At 38.4% G+C, this 21,127-nt stretch carries 14 protein-coding genes; 5 read left to right on the top strand and 9 right to left on the bottom strand.

Going from position 1 to position 21,127, the window contains the following annotated elements; translation table 11 throughout:
- Positions 1–19: 19 nt before the first annotated feature.
- Positions 20–4,168 (bottom strand): hypothetical protein, encoded by a 4,149-nt coding sequence (locus G521_RS0109255; protein ID WP_026898278.1) that lies wholly within the window; start codon positions 4,166–4,168, stop codon positions 20–22.
- Between the two features lie 17 nt (positions 4,169–4,185).
- Positions 4,186–9,435: a hypothetical protein gene (locus G521_RS0109250; protein WP_026898277.1), complete on the bottom strand. Its 5,250-nt coding sequence runs from the start codon at positions 9,433–9,435 to the stop codon at positions 4,186–4,188.
- Between the two features lie 238 nt (positions 9,436–9,673).
- Here G521_RS0109250 and G521_RS0109245 point away from each other — a divergent pair, with 238 nt between their 5' ends.
- Positions 9,674–10,573 (top strand): DUF5996 family protein, encoded by a 900-nt coding sequence (locus G521_RS0109245; RefSeq protein ID WP_026898276.1) that lies wholly within the window; start codon positions 9,674–9,676, stop codon positions 10,571–10,573.
- Between the two features lie 63 nt (positions 10,574–10,636).
- A complete protein-coding gene (locus tag G521_RS0109240) occupies positions 10,637–11,002 on the top strand; it encodes a DUF6370 family protein (RefSeq protein ID WP_026898275.1) in 366 nt (121 codons plus the stop codon).
- 35 nt (positions 11,003–11,037) lie between these two features.
- On the opposite strand, the gene G521_RS0109235 is transcribed toward G521_RS0109240, so the two are convergent.
- Complete coding sequence (locus tag G521_RS0109235; RefSeq protein ID WP_026898274.1) at positions 11,038–11,421, bottom strand: hypothetical protein; 384 nt, start codon at positions 11,419–11,421, stop codon at positions 11,038–11,040.
- 193 nt (positions 11,422–11,614) lie between these two features.
- Here G521_RS0109235 and G521_RS0109230 point away from each other — a divergent pair, with 193 nt between their 5' ends.
- Both G521_RS0109230 and G521_RS16875 read left to right on the top strand, forming a co-directional pair.
- Positions 11,615–12,529 (top strand): carbohydrate kinase family protein, encoded by a 915-nt coding sequence (locus tag G521_RS0109230; RefSeq protein WP_026898273.1) that lies wholly within the window; start codon positions 11,615–11,617, stop codon positions 12,527–12,529.
- 163 nt (positions 12,530–12,692) lie between these two features.
- Positions 12,693–13,943 carry a cation:proton antiporter gene (locus tag G521_RS16875; protein WP_036678967.1) on the top strand — a complete coding sequence of 417 codons (1,251 nt, stop codon included), beginning with the start codon at positions 12,693–12,695 and terminating at the stop codon, positions 13,941–13,943.
- 107 nt (positions 13,944–14,050) lie between these two features.
- Here G521_RS16875 and G521_RS0109215 read toward each other — a convergent pair whose 3' ends face one another.
- A complete protein-coding gene (locus tag G521_RS0109215; RefSeq protein WP_245580853.1) occupies positions 14,051–15,829 on the bottom strand; it encodes a serine hydrolase domain-containing protein in 1,779 nt (592 codons plus the stop codon).
- A 207-nt stretch (positions 15,830–16,036) separates the two neighbouring features.
- Between G521_RS0109215 and G521_RS0109210 the strand changes: the two genes are divergently transcribed.
- The gene (locus G521_RS0109210) at positions 16,037–17,059 is read left to right on the top strand and encodes an AI-2E family transporter (protein WP_081675048.1); all 1,023 of its coding nucleotides are present in this window, start codon (positions 16,037–16,039) and stop codon (positions 17,057–17,059) included.
- A gap of 24 nt (positions 17,060–17,083) precedes the next feature.
- Here the strand turns inward: G521_RS0109210 and G521_RS0109205 are convergent, their stop codons facing one another.
- From G521_RS0109205 to G521_RS0109185, 5 genes are all read right to left on the bottom strand, one after another.
- Positions 17,084–18,181 carry a DUF6544 family protein gene (locus G521_RS0109205; protein WP_051189635.1) on the bottom strand — a complete coding sequence of 366 codons (1,098 nt, stop codon included), beginning with the start codon at positions 18,179–18,181 and terminating at the stop codon, positions 17,084–17,086.
- 118 nt (positions 18,182–18,299) lie between these two features.
- Complete coding sequence (locus G521_RS0109200) at positions 18,300–18,866, bottom strand: GyrI-like domain-containing protein (protein ID WP_081675047.1); 567 nt, start codon at positions 18,864–18,866, stop codon at positions 18,300–18,302.
- A 59-nt stretch (positions 18,867–18,925) separates the two neighbouring features.
- The gene (locus G521_RS16870) at positions 18,926–19,414 is read right to left on the bottom strand and encodes a YbhB/YbcL family Raf kinase inhibitor-like protein (RefSeq protein ID WP_036678806.1); all 489 of its coding nucleotides are present in this window, start codon (positions 19,412–19,414) and stop codon (positions 18,926–18,928) included.
- Positions 19,415–19,424: 10 nt separating this feature from the next.
- Positions 19,425–19,613 carry a hypothetical protein gene (locus G521_RS16865; RefSeq protein WP_036678804.1) on the bottom strand — a complete coding sequence of 63 codons (189 nt, stop codon included), beginning with the start codon at positions 19,611–19,613 and terminating at the stop codon, positions 19,425–19,427.
- 19 nt (positions 19,614–19,632) lie between these two features.
- Positions 19,633–20,937, bottom strand: a complete 1,305-nt coding sequence (locus G521_RS0109185) for an erythromycin esterase family protein (RefSeq protein WP_220096061.1) — start codon at positions 20,935–20,937, stop codon at positions 19,633–19,635.
- Positions 20,938–21,127 lie beyond the last annotated feature (190 nt).

The following is a 21,127-nucleotide window of genomic DNA, read 5'->3' as shown; positions in this document are numbered from 1 at the left end:
GAAATGCGTGTTAAACTATTCAGGCATCCTCTGTACAGCATACAAATGGTACTTCTGTAAGAGGCGAAGTTCTTAAAATCCGAAATTTACCAAGATCGCTGGTTACCGGATTTTGCTGATCAATTTCTTCCCTTCTTTTATTAAGCATCTCTTTATTATTACCCTCCAAACCGGAACCGGAAGGAAGATCATGATTCATTTTGAATGCGGCATCTTTATCAAAATGCACAGCTATATTATTTATCAATTCTTCCCGGTTAGTGGGTAAATCGCTTATTTGATCATAAATGGAATTAATATTTCCAAAAAATTCTACACATAATACACTGAGTGAACAATCTTCCGGTAATCCATACAATCTCAATCGGTTTTTTATTTCAGAATTTAACCAAACAGTTTCAGCAATCTGTTTAGACTCTTTCTCCAGTGCTACATTGATATTTTGAATCTGATTAATTGCTATATGTTTTTCAAAATCACTAAGCTCCGGATCAGTTACCAATCGTTCATATTGCCTTCTGATTTTAAACTCAACGGGTCTTTGCTGTAACCGCTGTTCTGCTATTAAAATATTTCTGAAATCCAATCCATCAGCCTGCTGAACCTGAGCGTACAATAAACACCAAATAGTAGTTCTTGGCGGATTTGCAGTCACATTTTTACCTTTCATCACTGCTGTGGCAAAAGGGGCACTTAAGGTGAGTTGAATTTCATCGCGGGTAACGTTACAAATTAGATTTGGTGCCGGATGCTGTAATCCTGTCAATCGAAAAGCTCTTCCAAAGCGCCCCTGTGCGGTACTCCAAATCCGGTCTGTGTGCCCGAACCTAAATTCGTAAGTATAAAAACCAAACAATTCTGAACTTTCATGGTGAAGAGCCGGAGGAAGAGGAAGCAGATAAAAATGTCTGTCCTGATCAATTGATTTTTCAAGCTTTTGCATGGCTTTTAGTCCGGAGTGTTCATGAGCAGAAGAAGGAACAATTACACGGATGTATTCCGGATCAATGGGGAGTGGTGGTTCTTTAGGAATTTCAAAAAGTGAAGGATGATTATTGCTGATCAGCTGGTCTGTTGCATATGCCAGGGGCCGTGCAAAAAGCTCGTCATTCTTATCTTCCGGAAGCTGATCAAATTCAAGCCACAAAAATCTCTTTCTGGCTTCAGTAGCTGAATATTTTTTGTTCCGAATATATGGTGATAATGCAATGCCTGCGCCAATAATTTTTGGTAGTTGCTTTGGATTAACAGTAACAGGAAGAAGTAACTGCTGGCTTTCAAAAGGTGCAGCAACGTTAAGCAAACCCTCTTCTAAAAATTCGGGTACAATTTTGTACTGAACTTCCAACGTATCCGGGAAATCATTGTTCACAGTATGAGCATCCAGTATATCAATAAAAATAATTCTGCTATACTCCCGATGAATAAGCCCGTCCTCTCCTTCCTGAATTGCCTGAAAAGACGCTATTTTGTATAATTCAAGATCACCAATAAACTGGTACTCCATATCAGCAAGCTCAACTGCATTCGATCCGAATTTCCTTCTGCGTAAAACAGAAAAACTGGAAGGGTTTAAACCATCCCAGGTCCAGTCGCGGTTAACATACAACGAAGTAACAACCAGCCAGCGATCAATCAACTCGCTTTTTGAAGAAAATGTCACGCTGCTTCCATCGGGCGCCAATGTATGCCGAATGAGATTGCTGCACCAGAAATGAATGCGCATCCCATTTTCAGAACTCAAAGATAATCCGTTAACAGCCAAATCCAGTTGTTTAGCTAAACGTTGTGCAATATCCGGCAGAGTATTAGTATTTGAATAGGCCACCTGGGTTTTCTTATTACTATCATAAACTGGTTGTGGATCTGGCTGCAGAAAAATACCCTGTAAAACACGGGCATCGTTCATGCCGGTAAATAAATCAAGTTCATTTTCAGAAGCTTTCCTCATTTTTAAAACCGTGGTTTTACCATACCTGCTATCCAAATTCGGGTTTGAATTTATATTTCCCCAGTAATTTTCCTGGTCATCACAAACGGCACGCAAAGTAATCCGCAAATTTCTTTCTGTAGGTAATATGATATTGCCGTCAGTTTGAGAAATGGAAAGATTATCAGGTTCATTATCAAATGGGCTTTGCTGGTCAGCAAGGTTCAGAACGTTGAAATCCTTGTATTGAAAATTGATATCAAGCTCCTGCTCAAAATTATCAGCATCAAAATTTCGGTTTGTAGTAAACAGGGTTATATAGTTGTCTTTGCCGCTTTCACTCAGCAAATTATCCATTTGCAAAGTTTCAACTTCCACTTTGATTTCCACTTTTTTTACGTCGGGATCTGAAAGGCCAATGCTGTAATTAATAAATGTCCCGGCAGCTTCCAAAGCCAAATTCTGGTCTAACTGGGATTTTAATAATGCTACAGCATCATCGTATTTATTGGTATAAACTACTGTGGGATATTCTAAAACAGGACGTTTGATGACTAATGTCTCACCTGTAAAATTCAGATCATCAGTTGTATGCTTCAGATTTTCATTTTCGGATAAACGCAGTGTTGAGGGAGCAACATATCTTTTAAAATCACTTTTTGCAATTCCTCCCGGTCCCGGATTTATAGCTTCCTCCCCGACTTTAGGTCCACCTCCACTGATGTCTGCCAGCCTGATTCTGAAAAAGTATGAATTTCCATACCTCAGCCTCGTGTTCAGCGGATCAGCCTTATAGGTATTGCTTACATTCACCTGCCTGTCTTCAACGGTTCCGTCAGGTTTTTTTTGAACCGCCCTACTATTCTGATACAATTCTGCAGCTGTTTTATCAGGAATAACCAATGAACAATCGTTCCAGTTAGAAAAAAACATGGGCAGCCAGTAATTGCTGCTGTTTACTCCGTATAATTTAGTTGGATAAACCTGAAAAGGAAGTTCTCCTGTATATGATCCAATATTAATATCTTCCAGCATCATATCGCCAAGACTTTCTACGGCAGTTAAACTTTCCCATTCCGCCCCTTCCTCATCCAGCTTAACGTCTATATGAAAGCCGGCAACTCCCAGCGGAGAATCCAGTCTTCCGGCCTGGTTTGTAACACTTTCATCTTTTGCCAATTGCCGCAAATACCAGATTAATATTTGTTCATCATCCCAGCCAAGCCTTATTCCCATTTCCTTTTGGGGATGAAAACCATCCGGTTCTTCTTTTAAAATGTTGCCGCTCATCGGCTGATTGGCATGAACGATTTTAGAAAATCCATCATTATATTGCGATGCCTCAATAAATACTTCGTCAAAAATTCCGTCAGGAGTTCCACCAACTTTCAGAACAGGAAATAAAACAGGAGCAAATAAAGTACGCGGAATGAATTTGCCATCAGCATCTTTTTTAAGAATGGGAATTCTGGCTGCATAACGTTTAATAAAAGGTTCATCGCCAATCATTGAATCTGTTTGCTGCGCACTGTAAACGGTATCGGGAACAACATCAATATACACCCAGCCACCTTTGCTAAAGTCTGCATCTGTTAAAGAAATGCTTGTTTTATAAAGTAAGCCCGCTTTTTGCGCCATTAAAGGTTGCCTGAGCAAATAAGCATATACTTTGCCCCAGCTTACTTTTGTCTCTTTTATGAGATTCAAGTTCGGCTCAGCATCCCGTATTGCGCAATGATAGCTATCATCAGTAACTGCATTTTTTGTCCTGGGTGAGGTAAAATTAAAGGCATCGCGGTAGCTGTGAGGAAGATATTTTTTTACTGACAATGACTTTTCTTCGGCAGGAGGCGCAGTATGTTCTGTGCTCACATCTGCATTTCTGCTTTCATCAATATCAAAATATTTAGGACTTCCGTCCTCATTGGTTACATTTTTTAGTGTTTCGTAAATTGCTCTAATCTGATTAGAATATTCCAGGGCGGTTAAAACTGCACGCTCATTAGCCGGATTTTTTCCGGCAAATTCTGCGGCATCATTCACTATAATAACATTAAACTGCGGCTGTGTATCGGCGAAAGCCTGGGCCGGAACTCCACCTGCGAAAATGGTGCTGACCGGTTCAAGCGGACTTATATTTCTGGGGATCCAAATGATGTTTACTGATAAATTCCCTTCGGCATCAACTCCCTGAGGTAATGCTAACAAAGTAAAACGTGTATTGCTTAGAGCTGCCATTTTGTTAAGATTAAAATTTAAGCAATTTGTCTTTGTTCTTCCCAGCTTTCGCTGAAACTGATATCAATAATAAGGAATATGCTGATGTCCAGTGCAAAAGTAACCTGAGCTTTGCAGGTTGTAGGTTTATCATCTCCCTGTTTTTCAATCGAACCTTTGGCTTCTATGGTGATTGTTACTCCAACTAATCCGCCAAGCAATTCGGCATGACCTCTGAAAAGAATAATTCCGGTAGCAATTACTTTCTTGCTTGAATCCGCATAAATCTCCACCGAAATCATAAACAGAATGCTGACGTTACCAATTACAGGCAGACCCACTGTTACCTGCGCTCCGAAACCGAATTTCATGGTAATAGAAACCAGCGGACTGGTATCTGCTGCCAGCATCAGATCTACATTGCCAACCGCATAAATGCTGCCTGCACCAACACTTACACACATAACCTGAATGCCGCCATGAAATTTAAAAAATGCACCGGCTGTTGGAAGTAGTTGTTTAGGATCGGTAGTTACTTTTAAAGCTGCATTAAAGTACATTCCGATTGCCAAACTGGCCTCAAGCCGGAGCGGTGTTTGCGGAGAATCGTACAGGGCTCCAAAAGGAAATCGCACCAGAGGAATATCTTTAGACGCTTCGAATTTATATTCCCATACATTGGCATTATTGCTCATCGCCACTTTAAGGCCTTTTTTTAATGCATCTTTATAATCTCCGGTACTTACTGCCGCTAATATTTCCAGTATTTGAATAACCGGTTTTAATGCATCACTGAATTCAATTTCTGGAACAGGAAGATTTGCCGGATCAGCCTCTTTCTCTCCTCCAAAATTTGTCTCACTTCCTTTTTGAGCATTAAAGTTCCCTTTAATAATCATTACCCTTTCCAGCGGTCCCAGATCAATGGCCATAGCCATGTTGTTAAGTTTGCCTTTCCAGGTATTACCTAAATCTGCAGCAAATGAATCTATATCAAAATCATATTTACCGATGTATGATTTATTTGCATTTTTAGGATCACTTTTGGCTGTATACTCAATGTAAACTTTAAAACCCTCGGTATCTATCAGCGGATAATTAACAGATGGCAGATCAAACCGGAAAGCATTGTTCAGCAGCTCATCTCCTTTTTGTTTAATCAGTTTGTATCCCTGGTCTACTAATTTTCCGGCTTCATCCTTAGCTTTAATTTCCAGAATTTCCAAAACATCTTTCCCTGAATCCAAAATGCCATCATCCATCACTTTACTGAATGCTTTTAAGGCATTGCCTCCTGCATCCTTCCCGTTTAACAAAGAAATTGCGGCTCCGAAATTAGTATCAGCATCACCAATATTTGGGAATATCCCTACCGTTTTTAGCAAACGCGAAGAATCTGCCATTAAGGGGGGCGTTTTGCTCAACAGAGAATCAATCCCCACTTTAAATGAAGGCGTAAGAAAAAGAACTTTCTGAGAATTAAGATTTTGAAGAAAACCAAAATTCAGGGTATCATTAGCCGGATTTCTTAGAATCTCCATTGGATGAGCAATCCTCAACAGGTTTTTTCCCATCTCTGCCGGATCTGCCCCTTTTAATGCCTGAATCCATTTACCTATCCTGATTAAAGGCACCGATATATTTTCATCTAAGGGAGCAACAGTGCCGTCCTTACGGGAATGCATGACCATGCTCCAGCTACCTTCTTTTGGTAAAACAACTGAACCTCTTGCTGCCGCAACAAAAATCTCACTGGAACCTACGGCATTTATGGATGAGCTTACATCAAACTGACTGATCTTCATAGCCTGATTGGAGCCCGCAATTTTAACAGAGCAATTAACAGAGCCGCCAATCGATCCTTTTTGTGATTTCAACAGCGTATCAAACTGTTTTACAGAAATGGGTTTACCTGCCGGTTTCAGTTGCACAAATCCCAATACACCTTTTGATGGAACCCTGTTATTGGATCCGCCTTCAACCACATTCTCCAGTTCTACATCGGCATCAAATGTAAGTCCGCGTAATGATGCAGGCAGTGGCCCTGTTGCATCCTCATGAGTAACTTCAATTTCCCTGATGTTTTTGATATTGAATAGCCCTTTGACCATTCCGGGATGCATTTCATACGGACTATCATGAGTAACTAATTGGATTTGTCCGGCTCCATCTGTTACTTTTTCATAATAGGTAAAATCAAACTGACCATTTCCCTCCGCTTTCCAACCGCTGTCAATTCGCCCAACATATCCATTGCCTAATCGGAAAAGGGTGATGGTTCTGACTACATGAATTCCCCATGGATATATGACACTTTTAACCTGTACAACTTCATGACTTGTACGCCCGGTGGTTACGTTAAAAAGCGCCTGACTGGTTTCTGCAAAAACTGCTTTTTCATTATGCCAGTCGCTGAAAATATTGGCTCCGTATCCGCTCAATCCTGCTTTAATTAGCGGAACCCGGGGTCTGCTGGTATCCGCAGGATTGCTGGGAACCGCAAATTCACCGTTAAAAATTTTTGTAGGACTGTCAGCCAGCGTACTTGCCTGAACATCTGTTCCAAACATATCCAGTACATTGTAAAGCTGAATGGTAAAACCTTCAAAAAGATCACTGTCTCCTTCTTTTATAGATGTGCCTGCCTGGAGTTCCAGTTGTATTCCCCCATTTATATAATTATTAAAAACCGGGCTTACATTTTTAATTGACGGTTTTTTGGTCTGATTAGAAAAATTATCGAGAATGGTAAAAGCAAGCATCCCGAAAGGGAGATTAAAGAAAGCGTATGTTTTGCGGTCTATCTTATTCTCAAAGCTTTGCTGCAAGTATTTAGCTAAAGGAATTGGAGAAAGCGCTACCGGCTTTTCGCAAACGTTACCAATACGAGTAGGAATTCCATCATCCTTATAATAGTTAAATCCCAGGGGTGGATCGCCGATAACTGTTGCAGGAGTAAAATTAAATACGGGTTCCCATGCAATTTGAGGCAAAGTAAAAGCTCTGGCATTATAACCTGCAGCTACAACGTCCATTCCCTCTACGCTGATAGGAAAAAGCTGGCCTTCCTGCTCATTAACTGGATTTCCCCGAACGCCCCAGCTCCTTCTCATTTCCAGATTTCCGGAATAAGCCACTCCCATTTGGTTGGCTTTACTACTCACATCTACTAATGTAAAGTCCTCAGTTATTAAGCGGTTTATTCCGTCCAGCAATATTTTTAGCCGCTCGTTTCCTCTGAAAGAGCGGGCACTCATGGTTGTTTGTACATCTGAAAACATAGGAATTTCAGATTCAGAAGCTAATTTTGATTTTGAAGAAAATTGTGGAAAAACTTTTTCAATTAACTGGGGATTTCGCCTGATTTTTTTTGCATTTGCGAGGTCTTCTCTTTCTACTGCTAATGCGGCAGCAAGTTTTGCAAATGTGAACGAAAGTCCAACTTTGTTGAATTCTTCTACAGGTTTATCCCAGTGGATATTTGCAACCAGCCAAATCCAGACATGAGAGCCTCTTTGCTTTAACAGCAAATCATTACGTGATCCAAACTGATGCATTAAAGTTCCCAGGTTGGCCGCATACGGGTCGGGTAAGGTTGGCAGATATGAGTATAATCCAAAATTTAAATGCAGATCACCGTAAATCACACCTTGATAGTCATCACTTAAAACACCAAATAAAATAGCAGCATTAGGAGGAGTTACAGTAAATAACGCGTTATGCAAAGCCAGGGCAAAAGGCTTAATTACCGGAATTTTATCATCAGCAAGCTTATTATCCCAAAGTATATTATCATCGTATATGGTAACAGATTTTTTGATTTTTCCCAGGGCGAACATCATCGCCGAGTTTTTAGAATTAACGGCCACTGCTTCTCCGTTTACTTTTAGGGGACGGTCAATTTTTAAAGAGGCATCAGTAAAAGTCAGCAATAACTCATCGCCTTTGGCCGTGGTGTTAAAAAAAAATGAGCTCTTATTTTTAAAATTTAATTCAGCATTAGATCCATATGGATTTTTATCATCACGCCATAATTTTAAATGGTGATACGAATTTGTGCCATTACTGGAAAGGTCGGTTATTGAAATACGTCCGGGTTCTGAAATTAAAAAAGGATTTACATTGAATACCAGACCTTCAAGTCCCGGCCATGAATTAATTAAACCTTTATCTAATTCCTGAATCATTCCACCGTTGCCATCTGCTTCATAGGGATTGGTTATATCAATTTTTGCAGCAGGGATTGACCACCAGGAGTTTTTAACCCGGGCCGTTCCGCTTATTTGCAGGAAAGGAGATTCACTTGTAAAAATTGTAAATTCCGTCTGGTCACTTCGCACCGGAATTGCAAGCCGGTTAAGCGTACTGTTGTAAACTGCTTGCTGATTTCCGTCGAATGTGAAATTACTCTGCTGTCCGAAAATTGTATTGGAACAGTTACCTAAACCAATAATTTGCTTGCCGGAACCATTAAACCATAATGAAAAATTTTCTGGCAGATGAAATTCTGCACTTCGGGCATCTGCACCAAATGGACTTTCAGGATCTGAATCTTCAACTACCTTTTGTTCAAGTTCTAAATCAAGCTGAACTTTGGTTTGGGAATGAACTGTTAATTTTCCATCCAGCAAAAAAGGATCTGCATCAAGCAGTATCTGTCCTCCTTTAACACGTAAGCCGGCAAAAAAACCTTCCGGAGCAACAGGGTTAAAAATGCGTGTGTTTATCCATACGGAAGTTGGAACAATTTTATAATTTCTGGAAATTTGCAAAGGCGTTTGACCGAAAATGTACCGATGATTTCTAAGAAATGAGGCTTTAAAAAGAATAGCCGGCAATGCCTGTCCCTCGATATATAATGGGATGAGATTTTCTACTTTGATAAAATCAAAATAAATTTCCTTTCCGCCCAATTTATCAAAAGGCCCAAAGGTTTTTTTAATACGGGCTCCGGCAGCTAGATGAGGAAGAGCTCCCTTAATCTGAGTAGTACGTACAGGAATATTTCTGCTGATAAAATGCAAGTCAGTTTCTTCATTTGGCTCATTAATCACTTCATTAGCAATTTCCTGTATTTCTGCGAGTCTTTTACCTGAAACTGTGCGGGATAAAAAACTATCAGAATTTTCGAAACTAAATTTTTTAGGCTTTAAAATCACCTTCTGATGAAGTAAGGATTGTGCAAGCGATTTTTGCAACTCACGCAAATCCTGCTCTTTAAATTCTTTGCTAATTTTTAATTGTCCGGTAAGATCGGATAGCATGGCGGATAATTGCTCCTTTTCCATAAAATGCGGAATTAATAGAAAGAATGAGGGACTTGATATTTTTGCGTGAACAGCTAAAAATGAAGGAATTTGAACATTCAATTTCGCTTGATTGTATGGAAGCTGAAATAGCTATCAATAGTCATTTTTAGGTTCCATTCTTTCCAACACCGTTAACCTTTGGATTTACAATATATACTCAAATGGAGTTAATCGTTTTAATTATCTTTAATCACAATTGAAATTAAAAGGTTAAGTTATGAATGAGTTATATCCTCTCCTGCCGCTCGACGACTGGGAACCCACAAAAAAAACCCTTCATCTCTACTTTCAAATTGCAGGAAAAATCAGGATGAAGTTAATGCCCAAAAAAAATCATTGGTGGCATGTTACTTTATTTGTATCAGCAAAAGGATTAACTACCCGGCCTATTCCCTACCGGGGGAAAGTACTTGAAATTGAATTCAACTTCATAGATCACTTGCTGGAAGTGCGCATTTGTGACGGACGACAGAGTTCGTTTAAACTGGAAAATGGTTTAAGCGTTGCAGGTTTTTATAAAAAACTTATGAAAATACTTAATGATTTTAGAATTGAGGTTAAAATCCTGGCAAAACCTTATGATAATTTAAGTACTGAGCCATTTGAAAACAACAACTCTTACAACCATTACGACAGCAAATATGTGGAAGCTTACTGGCAAATTTTAAAAACAGTGAATACGGTTTTTGAAGATTTCAGCGGCAGGTTTCTTGGAAAATGCTGTCCGGTGCATCTTTACTGGCATCATATGGATTTAACAGTCACACGCTTCTCCGGAAAAAGAGGGCCTGATATGGAGCAGGCAGACAGAGTAGAGAAAGAAGCCTATTCTCATGAAGTAATCAGCTTTGGTTTTTGGGCGGGAGATGAAAATGTCCGTTATCCAGCTTTTTATTCATATACCTACCCTTCTCCGGAAGGAATAGACAAAGAAAAATTACAGCCTGAATCTGCTCAATGGATTCTCTCAAATAATAGTCCGATGGCCTTGCTGCCTTATGATGACCTGCGAAAGGAAGATGATCCTTATAACGCTTTGCTTGATTTTTTAGAGAGTAGTTATCGGGCAGGGGCTAAAAATGCTCATTGGGATATTGAAGATCTGGCTAACAAATAAAATATTTTTGACAGAATAATTATCTTAAATTTAAACAGTGTAAACTCTAACCTATCTATTATTATGAAATCATTATTTGTCATGCTTTTCATTGGCTTTTTTGCAATAAATGCGAATGCGCAAAATAAACCCACTGTAACGGCCATCAAACCTCCCGCAAAAGAAATAAAAAATCAGGTTGTGGAGGCTTCCTGTGGCGAATGTCAGTTTAAGATGGCCGGGAAAACTTGTGATTTAGCAGTTAGAATAAACGGAATAGCTTATTTTGTAGATGGTACAAGCATTGACGATCATGGTGACGCTCATGCTAAAGATGGATTTTGCGAAAAAATTAAGAAAGCAGTAGTATCCGGAACCATTGTTAAAGACCGGTTTGTAGCCACTTCATTTAAAGTTCTTCCAGAGAGCAAGGAAAATAATAAGAACTAGTTGATCTATAACTTAAAAAGGAAAAAATAAAAGGTCTATCCTTTTATTTTTTCCTCTTCTACTTTAGTGATGGTTTTTTCTTTTTTAATTTCAGATCTGATTCTCAGAAAAAGACTCATATATACATTTGCAACCCACATGAGAGAAAATTCTGCAATCAGAAAACCACGCCATCCGGAAAGCAAAAGCTGGTAATTGGTTATCAGGAGAAAGAGTGCGCTCACGTAAAAACTAAAGCAATATTCGCAGGTAAACAGGTAAAAGAATTTCCTCTGCCACAGCTTTGGGCACTCTTTTGAACCGGCTATACAGTAATTCCTAAATTCCGCAAAGATTTCTTCATGAGTAACCGTCCAGGAAATACAGGCCACAGGCAAACCTAAAATCAAAAGCCAGATAATTTGCGTACCAATTTCCATATAGATATATTTAGTTTATTAGATGAAGTTAAATATTTTCTGATCACTTTAAAATCCAGGCAAAATGCGTTTTTATTTTATAGCATCAAACTGAGATTACCTATTTGACAGGATATAATAGTTCTTGCCGGGCTATGTAACATTCATTTTTTTTAATTAATTAGTATTAATTATTCAATTTAACATAAGCTATATGACACATTTCCATACCTCACATCAGGTTGTTTGTTTCGGGGAAATTTTATGGGATATTTTACCAAAAGCCACTTTGCCTGGTGGAGCACCAATGAATGTGGCTTATCATTTAAAAATGCTGGGTAATGATCCCTGCTTAATCAGCAGAATTGGAATGGACGATAATGGGAACCGTCTGAAAGAAATCCTGGTTGAAAAAGGAATTAATACATCATATCTGCAGACAGACCCGATTCTTCCAACCGGAATTGTAGTTGCAAAACCAGATGAAAACAATGAAGTAACTTATGACATTGTACAGCCGGTTGCCTGGGACTCCATTCAATGGGACGACCGCTTTTTTTCTCTTTTAACAGAATCAGAATACTTTGTTTGCGGAAGTCTTGCTGCACGCAGTGAAACATCAAGGGATACCTTATTTTCTTTGTTGGATATGGCCAAAACCAAAGTAGTAGATATAAATTTAAGGCCTCCTCATTTTAGTCGTGTGAATAATGAATACCTTTTAAAAAAGGCTGACATCCTGAAATTAAATCTTTCAGAATTAGAACTTATTTCCACATGGTATGGCGTATATGAAGATGACCAATCGCGTATAAAATCAATTCAGGATAAGTTTGATATTAAGACAATAATTGTAACGATGGGAGGAAACGGTGCCATGGTTATGCAGAACGGAATATTATATTCTCATAATGGATACCCTGTAAAAGTTGCTGATACAGTTGGCAGCGGCGATGCATTTCTTGCCGGATTTATTCATCAGCTTTTAAAATCAGCGCCTGTTGAATCTGCTTTAGCTTTTGCCTGCAGCATTGGCGCTCTGGTTGCATCTTATTCAGGAGCATGTCCAAGGTACAACACTTACGAAATAAATGAGCTTATGCATTCAAATGAAAAAACATCCCGATAAGGTTAGATAACAAATTTTAATTTTTGGAGAATATGCTTTTGAGCCATCACCAAAGAGCTAATTTCAGCCGGTTTTGGTCTTATTAAGGATTTAACCATTTTAAATTCAGTAATAACAATACCAACAAACATCTTTGTTAATTGTAGTTGTTACTGAACTTTATATGAATATCTACATTTTATCAATTTCCATTATCGGTTTCGCTGCATTGGCAATGGCCTGGATGCCTTCCATAACCGAGAAAATAAAAATCTCTTATTCTATCATATTTGTTATTCTGGGCGGCGTTTTATATTCCGTTTTTAAGGGATTGCCCGATCCTTTACCAACCTCTCCCGGAAATAAAAATTACGCCATTCATATTACAGAAATGATGGTTATCATTTCTCTGATGGGAACAGGCCTGAAAATTGACGACCCGTTTTCATTTAAAGGATGGGCAACTCCATTTAGGTTAATCACTATTACTATGTTATTATGTATCGGAATTTTAACTGCATTAGGTATGTATGCTTTAAATTTCCCGATAGCTACGGCACTTTTGTTAGGTGCGGCGCTGGCACCTACAGACCCGGTTTTGGCCGCAGATGTTCAGGTTGGTCCTCCGCTGCAAAATGAAAAAGAGAATACCAGATTTTCATTAACAGCCGAAGCAGGCCTTAATGATGGGATGGCTTTTCCCTTCACATGGCTTGCAATTGTTCTTGCATTAACTGTTCAGGGTAATAGTCCCGATATTTTCAAATGGGTTTATTATGACTTAATTTATCGGACGATTGCCGGTATTGCTTGCGGATATTTATTTGGTAAAGCTCTGGCCTGGTTAACGCTGGATATTCCCGGGAAAAAATTCTTTTTAAAAACCAAAGATGGTTTTGTTGCCATCTCGGCTACTTTATTAGTGTATGGAATTACGGAGTTGATACACGGGTATGGTTTTATAGCGGTTTTTGTTACTGCAATTACAATCAGAAATTATGAACTCCATCATAAATACCATCTTAAACTGCATTCTTTTACTGATCAAATAGAACGTATATTGCTTGCTGTGGTGTTAATACTTTTTGGAGGCATGCTGGTTTCGGGAATTTTAAAGCCACTCACCTGGGAAATGGCCCTGGTCAGTCTTGTTTTTATATTTATAATCCGACCGCTGACGGGATATTTAGCTTTAACAGGAACAAATCTGCATTTTAAAGAAAAATTAGCTATCAGCTTTTTTGGAATTAAAGGGATCGGTTCATTTTATTACCTGGCATTTGCTGTTAGTGCAGCAAGCTTTACTAACGTGGATGAACTTTGGGCGATGATCAGCTTTGTAGTACTTATATCCATATTAATTCATGGCTTTACTGCGACTTTAACCATGAAAAAAATTGAAGAGGAATTTACTGAAGAGACTAAAAAAACCTGAGCATTAGCCTGATTTATAACAAAAAATTGGGTAAGATATTTTTAATTACAGCTAAGGCTAATGTTGTTAATATGGCATTCGGCTTTTCATTCCAGACTTCTGAAATGCTAATATCCAACACTGGCTGTATGCCCTTTCTCCTGATTTAAAGCTTCATAAATTGCATCCTGAATGCGGGGACGAATTCTCATGCTGTTTAATTTATTTGTAGCTGATGGGTAAACCCTGTTGGATAAAAATATATACACCAGATTTTCCCGCGGGTCTACCCAAACGGCAGTGCCGGTATATCCGGTATGGCCAAAGCTATCGGGCGAAGCTAGACTGGATGGATATCCGGTTCCATTGCCACGATCAAAACCTAAACCCCGGCGGCTCACTTGTGACTGGCTGGATGTAAATAAACTAACTGTTTCCGGCTTAAAGTATTCAACGCCTCCGTAAGTTCCGCCATTTAACAGCATTTGATTTAAAATTGCCATGTCATTAGCGCTTGAAAACAATCCGGCGTGACCGGCAACGCCATTAGCCATTGAAGCTCCGGAATCATGTACGTACCCCTGCAATAATGTTTTACGGAAATATGTATCACGCTCTGTTGGTACTATCTGCTTGATATCAAAATTCTTTATCGGATTAAATCCCGCTGTTTTCATTCCTAAAGAACTGTAAAACTCCTGTGAAACATATTGGTCAAGCGGCATTTGGGTCTGCTTTTCAATAATTTCTTTCATCATAAACATGCTTATATCGCTGTAAACATATTCACCCCGGGTTGGCAAAGGTGTTTTGAGCATCTTTTGCCACATCACTTCATGATAATAATTGTTGCGCAGATAATAATGATCGGCAAGTTTAACCGAGTAAAGCCATGAGGAATCCGCACTGTGATCCTGAGGCTTTAAATAGCTGAAAAAGTCAAGATTAACGAAACCAGCCTGGTGCAGCATGACATCTTTTACCGGAATATTATTTTTATTACTGTTTCTGACATCCTCCAGATAAGTACCGATGCCTGCATTCAGATCCAGCTTTTGTTGTTCATATAGTTTCATGGCGGCCATTGTGGTGGCTGCAACCTTTGTTACCGAGGCCAGGTCATAAATATCATCTACTTTGGTAGGAATTTCTCCATCATATGTATGCGAACCATACGCTTTATTAAAAATCACATTTCCATCTTTAACCACCATAACTACTGCACTGGGAGTTGCATGCATGCGGATGGCCTCATTTACGATATCATCAATTTTAGTAAGTTTTGCAGAACTCTGCTGAAGTTCTTGAAGATTTAAATAGTTAAGCCGTGTTTTACGGGTACTAAAACCAGCATCTTTAAGATATCTGGAACTGATATCCAAACTCAGTTTACCTTCTGCTGCGGCTCCTCCAAAAATAATTTTAGCAGTTTGTTCTGCAGAATTTGGTGTTTCAAGGGAATTCCAGATGAGCGGACTGCTTACTGAATCAAGCCCTGCAAGGGCGCTTGTATTTCCAAAACCTGCAATAATTACTTCTTTATCTTTTTGGGTTTCCAAAATAAAATTGATGGTCTCCGGTAAAAATAAAGTTTGAGGTGTAAGCTGAATGATGAGCGTATTGAATGCCTTAAGTTCATTCTTATCTTTTATAGAACTAAAATCAATACTACGTATGCTGGCATAATTACGAAGCATGGCATCAAATTCAAGGGAGTAAGCAGCTCCCATATTAATGCTTGCAATACGGCGCTGAGCCAGATTTTTAAAGGGAATTATTTCAGAATGATTGTTTAGGAGAACGGCGCCAGATTGGGAATATCCATACTTGAACCCTCCAATTATAACCAAAAAAAATATGACAACTGCTTTAATCAATCCGGTATCAGATACTTTTATAATTTTCAAATCTTGGTTTTTTACTTTCTAAACGACAAAATATATAAGTCAGTACATTTTACTGCTTTATAAATATTATGTTTCAGATATTGAATAAAGATTTAAATTAATAAATAATCAACCGCAATAGTTATATTAAGGGAATAGAAATTATAATAAGCGAACTATTCGTTGCCTTGCATACAGCAATATAATATACCATTTTAAAAGAACTACATTATTAAAACTAACGCAGACATTTCATTTTTAAAATACCTGCAGATAATATTTTTTGCATCTGTCATCCTCTATTTTGGGAAAACCTTATTTATTCCTTTATTTTTCGGATTACTGATTGCCATTGTGATGTATCCAACCTGTAAGTGGTTTGAAAGTTACAAAACCGGGAAAGTTCTTGCTATAACCGGCTGTCTGCTTATAGTAACAGTGCTAATTATTTCATTGCTGGCTTTGCTGATCTGGCAGGTAAAAACTTTTAGCGCTGATGCTGAAGCAATATTTAAAAAATTAGAACTCGCTCTTATTCAATTGCAATTATGGCTAAATCAAAATTTTGGAATTGAACAACAAAACGGATTGAGCAGTAAATTAACGGGTTCTATAGCCGGAATTCTTCAGTCAACCATACAGACCACTGTTCTTACTTTATTTTTTTTCTTTCTCACACCAATTTTTACCGCACTTTTTTTATATCACCGCCGAATATTTGTTCAGTATCTCAAATTAATTACGCCCGCTAAATATCAGCATCAGCTTGATTCTATTTTACTTCAAACGATAAGTACCTATTTCAGCTATATAAAAGGCATGCTGATGGTGTATATCATCGTAGGAATTCTTAACAGCCTTGGACTTTTTTTACTGGGAGTAGAACACGCTTTGTTATTTGGTATGCTCTGCGCCATTATGACCATAATTCCTTACGTTGGGATTATTGTAAGCGCACTATTACCTATTTCTGTAGTGTGGCTGGAAACCGGAAATATTTGGTATCCGCTAGGAGTAGTAGCGGTTTTCACCTTTGTTCAATACCTGGAAGCCAATGTTATTTTTCCAAAGGTTGTAGGTAAACAATTACATGTAAGCACGTTAGCAATGTTGATAGCAATTATTGCAGGTGGTATTATCTGGGGAGTTGCCGGCATGATCTTGTTTATCCCTTTTGTAGCGATCATGAAAATCATTAGCGAACATATAGAAGAATGGAAACCTTTGAATTTACTTCTGAGCCGTAAATAATGGAAATTATAGAGAATCAATCAATTACACCGGCAAATTATATTTTAAATCTGTCAACTCTATATTTGCCCAGTTAAAATCACCGCTTTTTAATTTCCAGGTCACTTCATTTTTATATGGAATGCGTATTCCCTGAAAATATTTGTAACCTGTAACTTCAACACACCATTTTTCGATAGAAGCTTCGCTCCCATTATTCATGTAACGGTCTGCTTCAAAACTTAAAAAATTGGCTTTTTCATTGAACCTGAAAATTCCTGAAACACTCGTTCCATTATAAGACAAGGTTGCTTTGGCAGAAGTAGCATCAATTGATTCCCATTTTATATAATGATTAAGTGCGGCGGATGGAAACCAAACAATTTCGGCAAGATAGCGGATCATGCTCGCAGAATTGAGTTTAGTATTGTCCTTGGCATGAACCAGATTTATGACAGATAATAACTTAATCTGCATATCAGCAATATTGCTCATAAATTTATCTCTTCCGGTCAGACTTAAAAATGGTCCCATTTTTAATCGTGTTTTCCACACAAACTGAGGTTCATTAACTGTAAAATATTCCGTAGCTCTAAACTTCATCCATTTACCGTTGGGCTTAGTTCTCATTTCACCTTTTTGCCTCAGGCGTACGAATTGAATTTTTTCCTTCCCTACAACGCCCGAATTTACAAGCCATTGCCGGACAATGGCAGGCAAATTTTCCAGCATTTCATTAGTGATGACAGTTTTATTTTCCCAATGGCCTGATAGTAATGAACTTATTTCAGAATTAACCATCCGGTTGAACCGGAAATTTCCAAAGTCAGGTACGGCGATTAATGATACAATACAATTTGTCAGAGTCCACCATCTGGCATCTTTCCAAACGGTGATGATTAAAATTTGGGAAAATAGAACTGCAATAATCGCCACCAGAGACCAGCGATCTTTTTTAAAGAAATACATCAGTGCTGAGGCAATAAACAAACCTGCGGTTAAAAGCCAGGCCAAAGCAGCAGATTTTGAAACTTCGATGGTAAACTGGCCAAAAGATGTAAAATTGAAAGCTTTGGCAAAGCCTGTAAAATGAAGCAACCCATGAATAAATAATATGAAGGCAAATATGTATTTCAAAATCATGGGCCGTTCGAACTAGTACAAATGAAAACTACTACAATCCACAAAAATTCATCCCATCTTCAGTCCTGTCCCTTCCTCATTTTGTTTGTGGTTATAAAACCTATAAATTTTAACCGATCTATTTTATAAACTGATAAACATCCGTTAACAAATCATCCATTGAATTTACTGTTCCCGGATCATTTAAATAAACCTCTATTGGATGCCCGTCTGCCTGCTTATTATTTTGTTTTATCCACTCAGATATGGCTTTATATGCAATTTCAAGCTTTGAATATGGGCCTTTAAAATGAACTCTGACAGCTTCACCGCCCTGAATCGTTTTAGATTGAATACGACCACTTAATTCGTCAGGAAAATCGCCAACTTCTACTGCTGCATCGAATACAAAAGGCGGCTGGAGCGTATGGTAAATAGCCATTACCTTCTCTGACGTTAACTGCTTCTGACCAATAAATCCAAAAATTTGAGCATACGCATTGCCCATTTTACCTGAAATTTGTTCCGTTAAATTAACCGAGTCGGCAATGTAAAGTACTTTCATTGGTTCCATAAATAACTTCTCGATTTTAAATTCTGGAACGGTATCGGAAAATACCCGTATTGGATAATTTGGGGAATAATATGAATATACTGATTGATCAATACAAAACAACCATAGTATTATTAGAATCAATGATTTCATGATCTCTGTTTAAATATCATTTCACTTTTTAATTAAAATGCATACCGGAAATCTCTTAATCAAGTATTTCTTGTATATAATCCTACCAGTTCTCCAAAAGCTATAATATGTTCACTCATGGCTTTTTCCAATTGAAGTTTCCTTGTATTTAAGGGTAAATTCAGTAATGCATTGAGGGCGTAAATTTTAAAAAAATAATGGTGAGTTCCTTCAGGGGGACACGGTCCGGCATAATGGTGCTGATGAAAATCATTGAAACCTTCTATACCATGTATTTCGTTTTCTTTAATATGATGCGTTACTGGAATATTCCAAACCAGCCAATGCACCCAATTACCGGCAGGAGCATCAGGATCATCAACAATCATAGCCAGGCATTTTGCATCTTCGGGAATATGTTCAATGTTTAGAGGTGGATTAACATTTATCCCGTCACAAGTAAATTTGGCCGGAATAAATCCATCGTTTAAAAACGAAGGACTGCTTACTTTAAGCGGGAAAAAATCAACCGCTCTGGTAGCTTCTTTAACTAATGAAGGATTACTCATATCATTAAATTTAAGGGCCCTCCCCGGGAGGCGGAATTTCGTAAGGGGGTGTTTCAAAAGGATTTTCATCAGGTACCAGATCCGGGTCCTCTTCCGGAGGAATGCGTGGTTCAGCAGGGTCATCCGATGGAATGATCTCCGGAATTACCGATGGTGTAATTTCGGGTGGTATTATAAATGGTGCAGTTTTTTTTGCCATTTTAGTACATATTTAATTTTCATACGCCAAAAGGATATGTTTCCGGCATTTGTTTACCGTCTGGTTGAATATGCAGCGGATGCAATGCACTTGTTTCATCTAAATAAATAAAAGCATCATAACGCAAGGGTAATATACTGGGAACATAATTTCCATATTGTTCATATTGCGGATTATAAACTACACCTATAGCCCGGTGGCCGATATGATTTTCCATAAACATATCATCAGATGCAAAATCATCCATTAATAAAAGCATATTTTCTTTTGCTGCATGATGAAGCAGGTATTCCCAGCTTCCTTTAACTGCCTCGGGAACCTGAATATTTTTCATTGGTGCACCCCAGCTTTTACCGGCCGTAACGGAACCTTTAAATGAACCAAAACCAACCAGAACCACATTATTCGGATATTTTATCCGGGCCAATTCTCCAATATTAAACATCCCCTCATCAACCATATCCGTTGCCCGGGCATCACCAATATGGGTATTGTGTTCCCAAACTATTACTTTAGAATTTTCTCCGTGAAATTTCAATAAGCGGTCCAGCGTATCAGACATGTGTCTGTCTCTAACATTCCAGCTGTGAGGCCCGCCTTTAATCATAGCCCGATAGTATTTTTCTGCATTTACTGCTACCAGCGCATTTTGCTCTGCACTGAAAACATTTTCATAATCCGTATTATAAGTAGGCAGCTTTTGCTGGATTTCTTTAAGAAGATCAACCACCTCGTTCTGACATAAGTCGGGAACAAATTGAGATGCACTGGCATAAGATGTACCTTCATCTTTGCGATAAGGCTCAAAGCACCTAAAGGCTTGTTCAGCAACTTTCAGTGCAGATTTATCTGTCTTGTTAAGATACAACATAATACTCTCCATACTCTCCCAAAGACTGTAGACATCCAGACCAAAAAAACCTGCTTTTTTATTAGCCGGCATTTTGCTGTTATGCTTATACAACCATTCAGTAAAAGCCACTATCTCCCAGTTGGCCCACATCCAGGTAGGCCATCGGTTAAATGCACTTAATACATTTACCGCACTTTTGTGATTAGTGTCATAACCTTTTATAAAACGATTGATGCGGTAACAATCCGGCCAGTCGCCTTCTACTGCAATAAAACTGAATCCTTTCTCTTCAATTAAACGTTTTGAGATATGAGATCTCCACGTATAATATTCATGTGTACCATGACTGGCCTCGCCCAGCATAACAATTCTGGCATCACCTATCCGTTCGAAAAGTGGCAGCAATTGCTCTTTGCTTTGTAATGGATAAGCCTTTTGGCTGATTGATTCTATAGCCTCATGCTCGTTCAAAAAATTCTGTTTTGTAAAATAGCGTTGCATAATAAGATGATGCCCTAATCATAATATCAAAGCAAGTCTATTTACAGGTTTTTTAAAATGCTGACCATCAATATTTTGAATGATTCTTATCAGCTAAATGAACTATTGCTTCTTAATGAGAACTATCAAGGTTTAAGCTGATAACGGTCATTTATGAAGG

Origin of the sequence: Daejeonella oryzae DSM 19973 (genome assembly GCF_000422945.1) — a bacterium.
Classification (GTDB): Bacteria; Bacteroidota; Bacteroidia; order Sphingobacteriales; family Sphingobacteriaceae; genus Daejeonella; species Daejeonella oryzae.
This window is presented reverse-complemented; position numbering and strand designations above follow the sequence as displayed.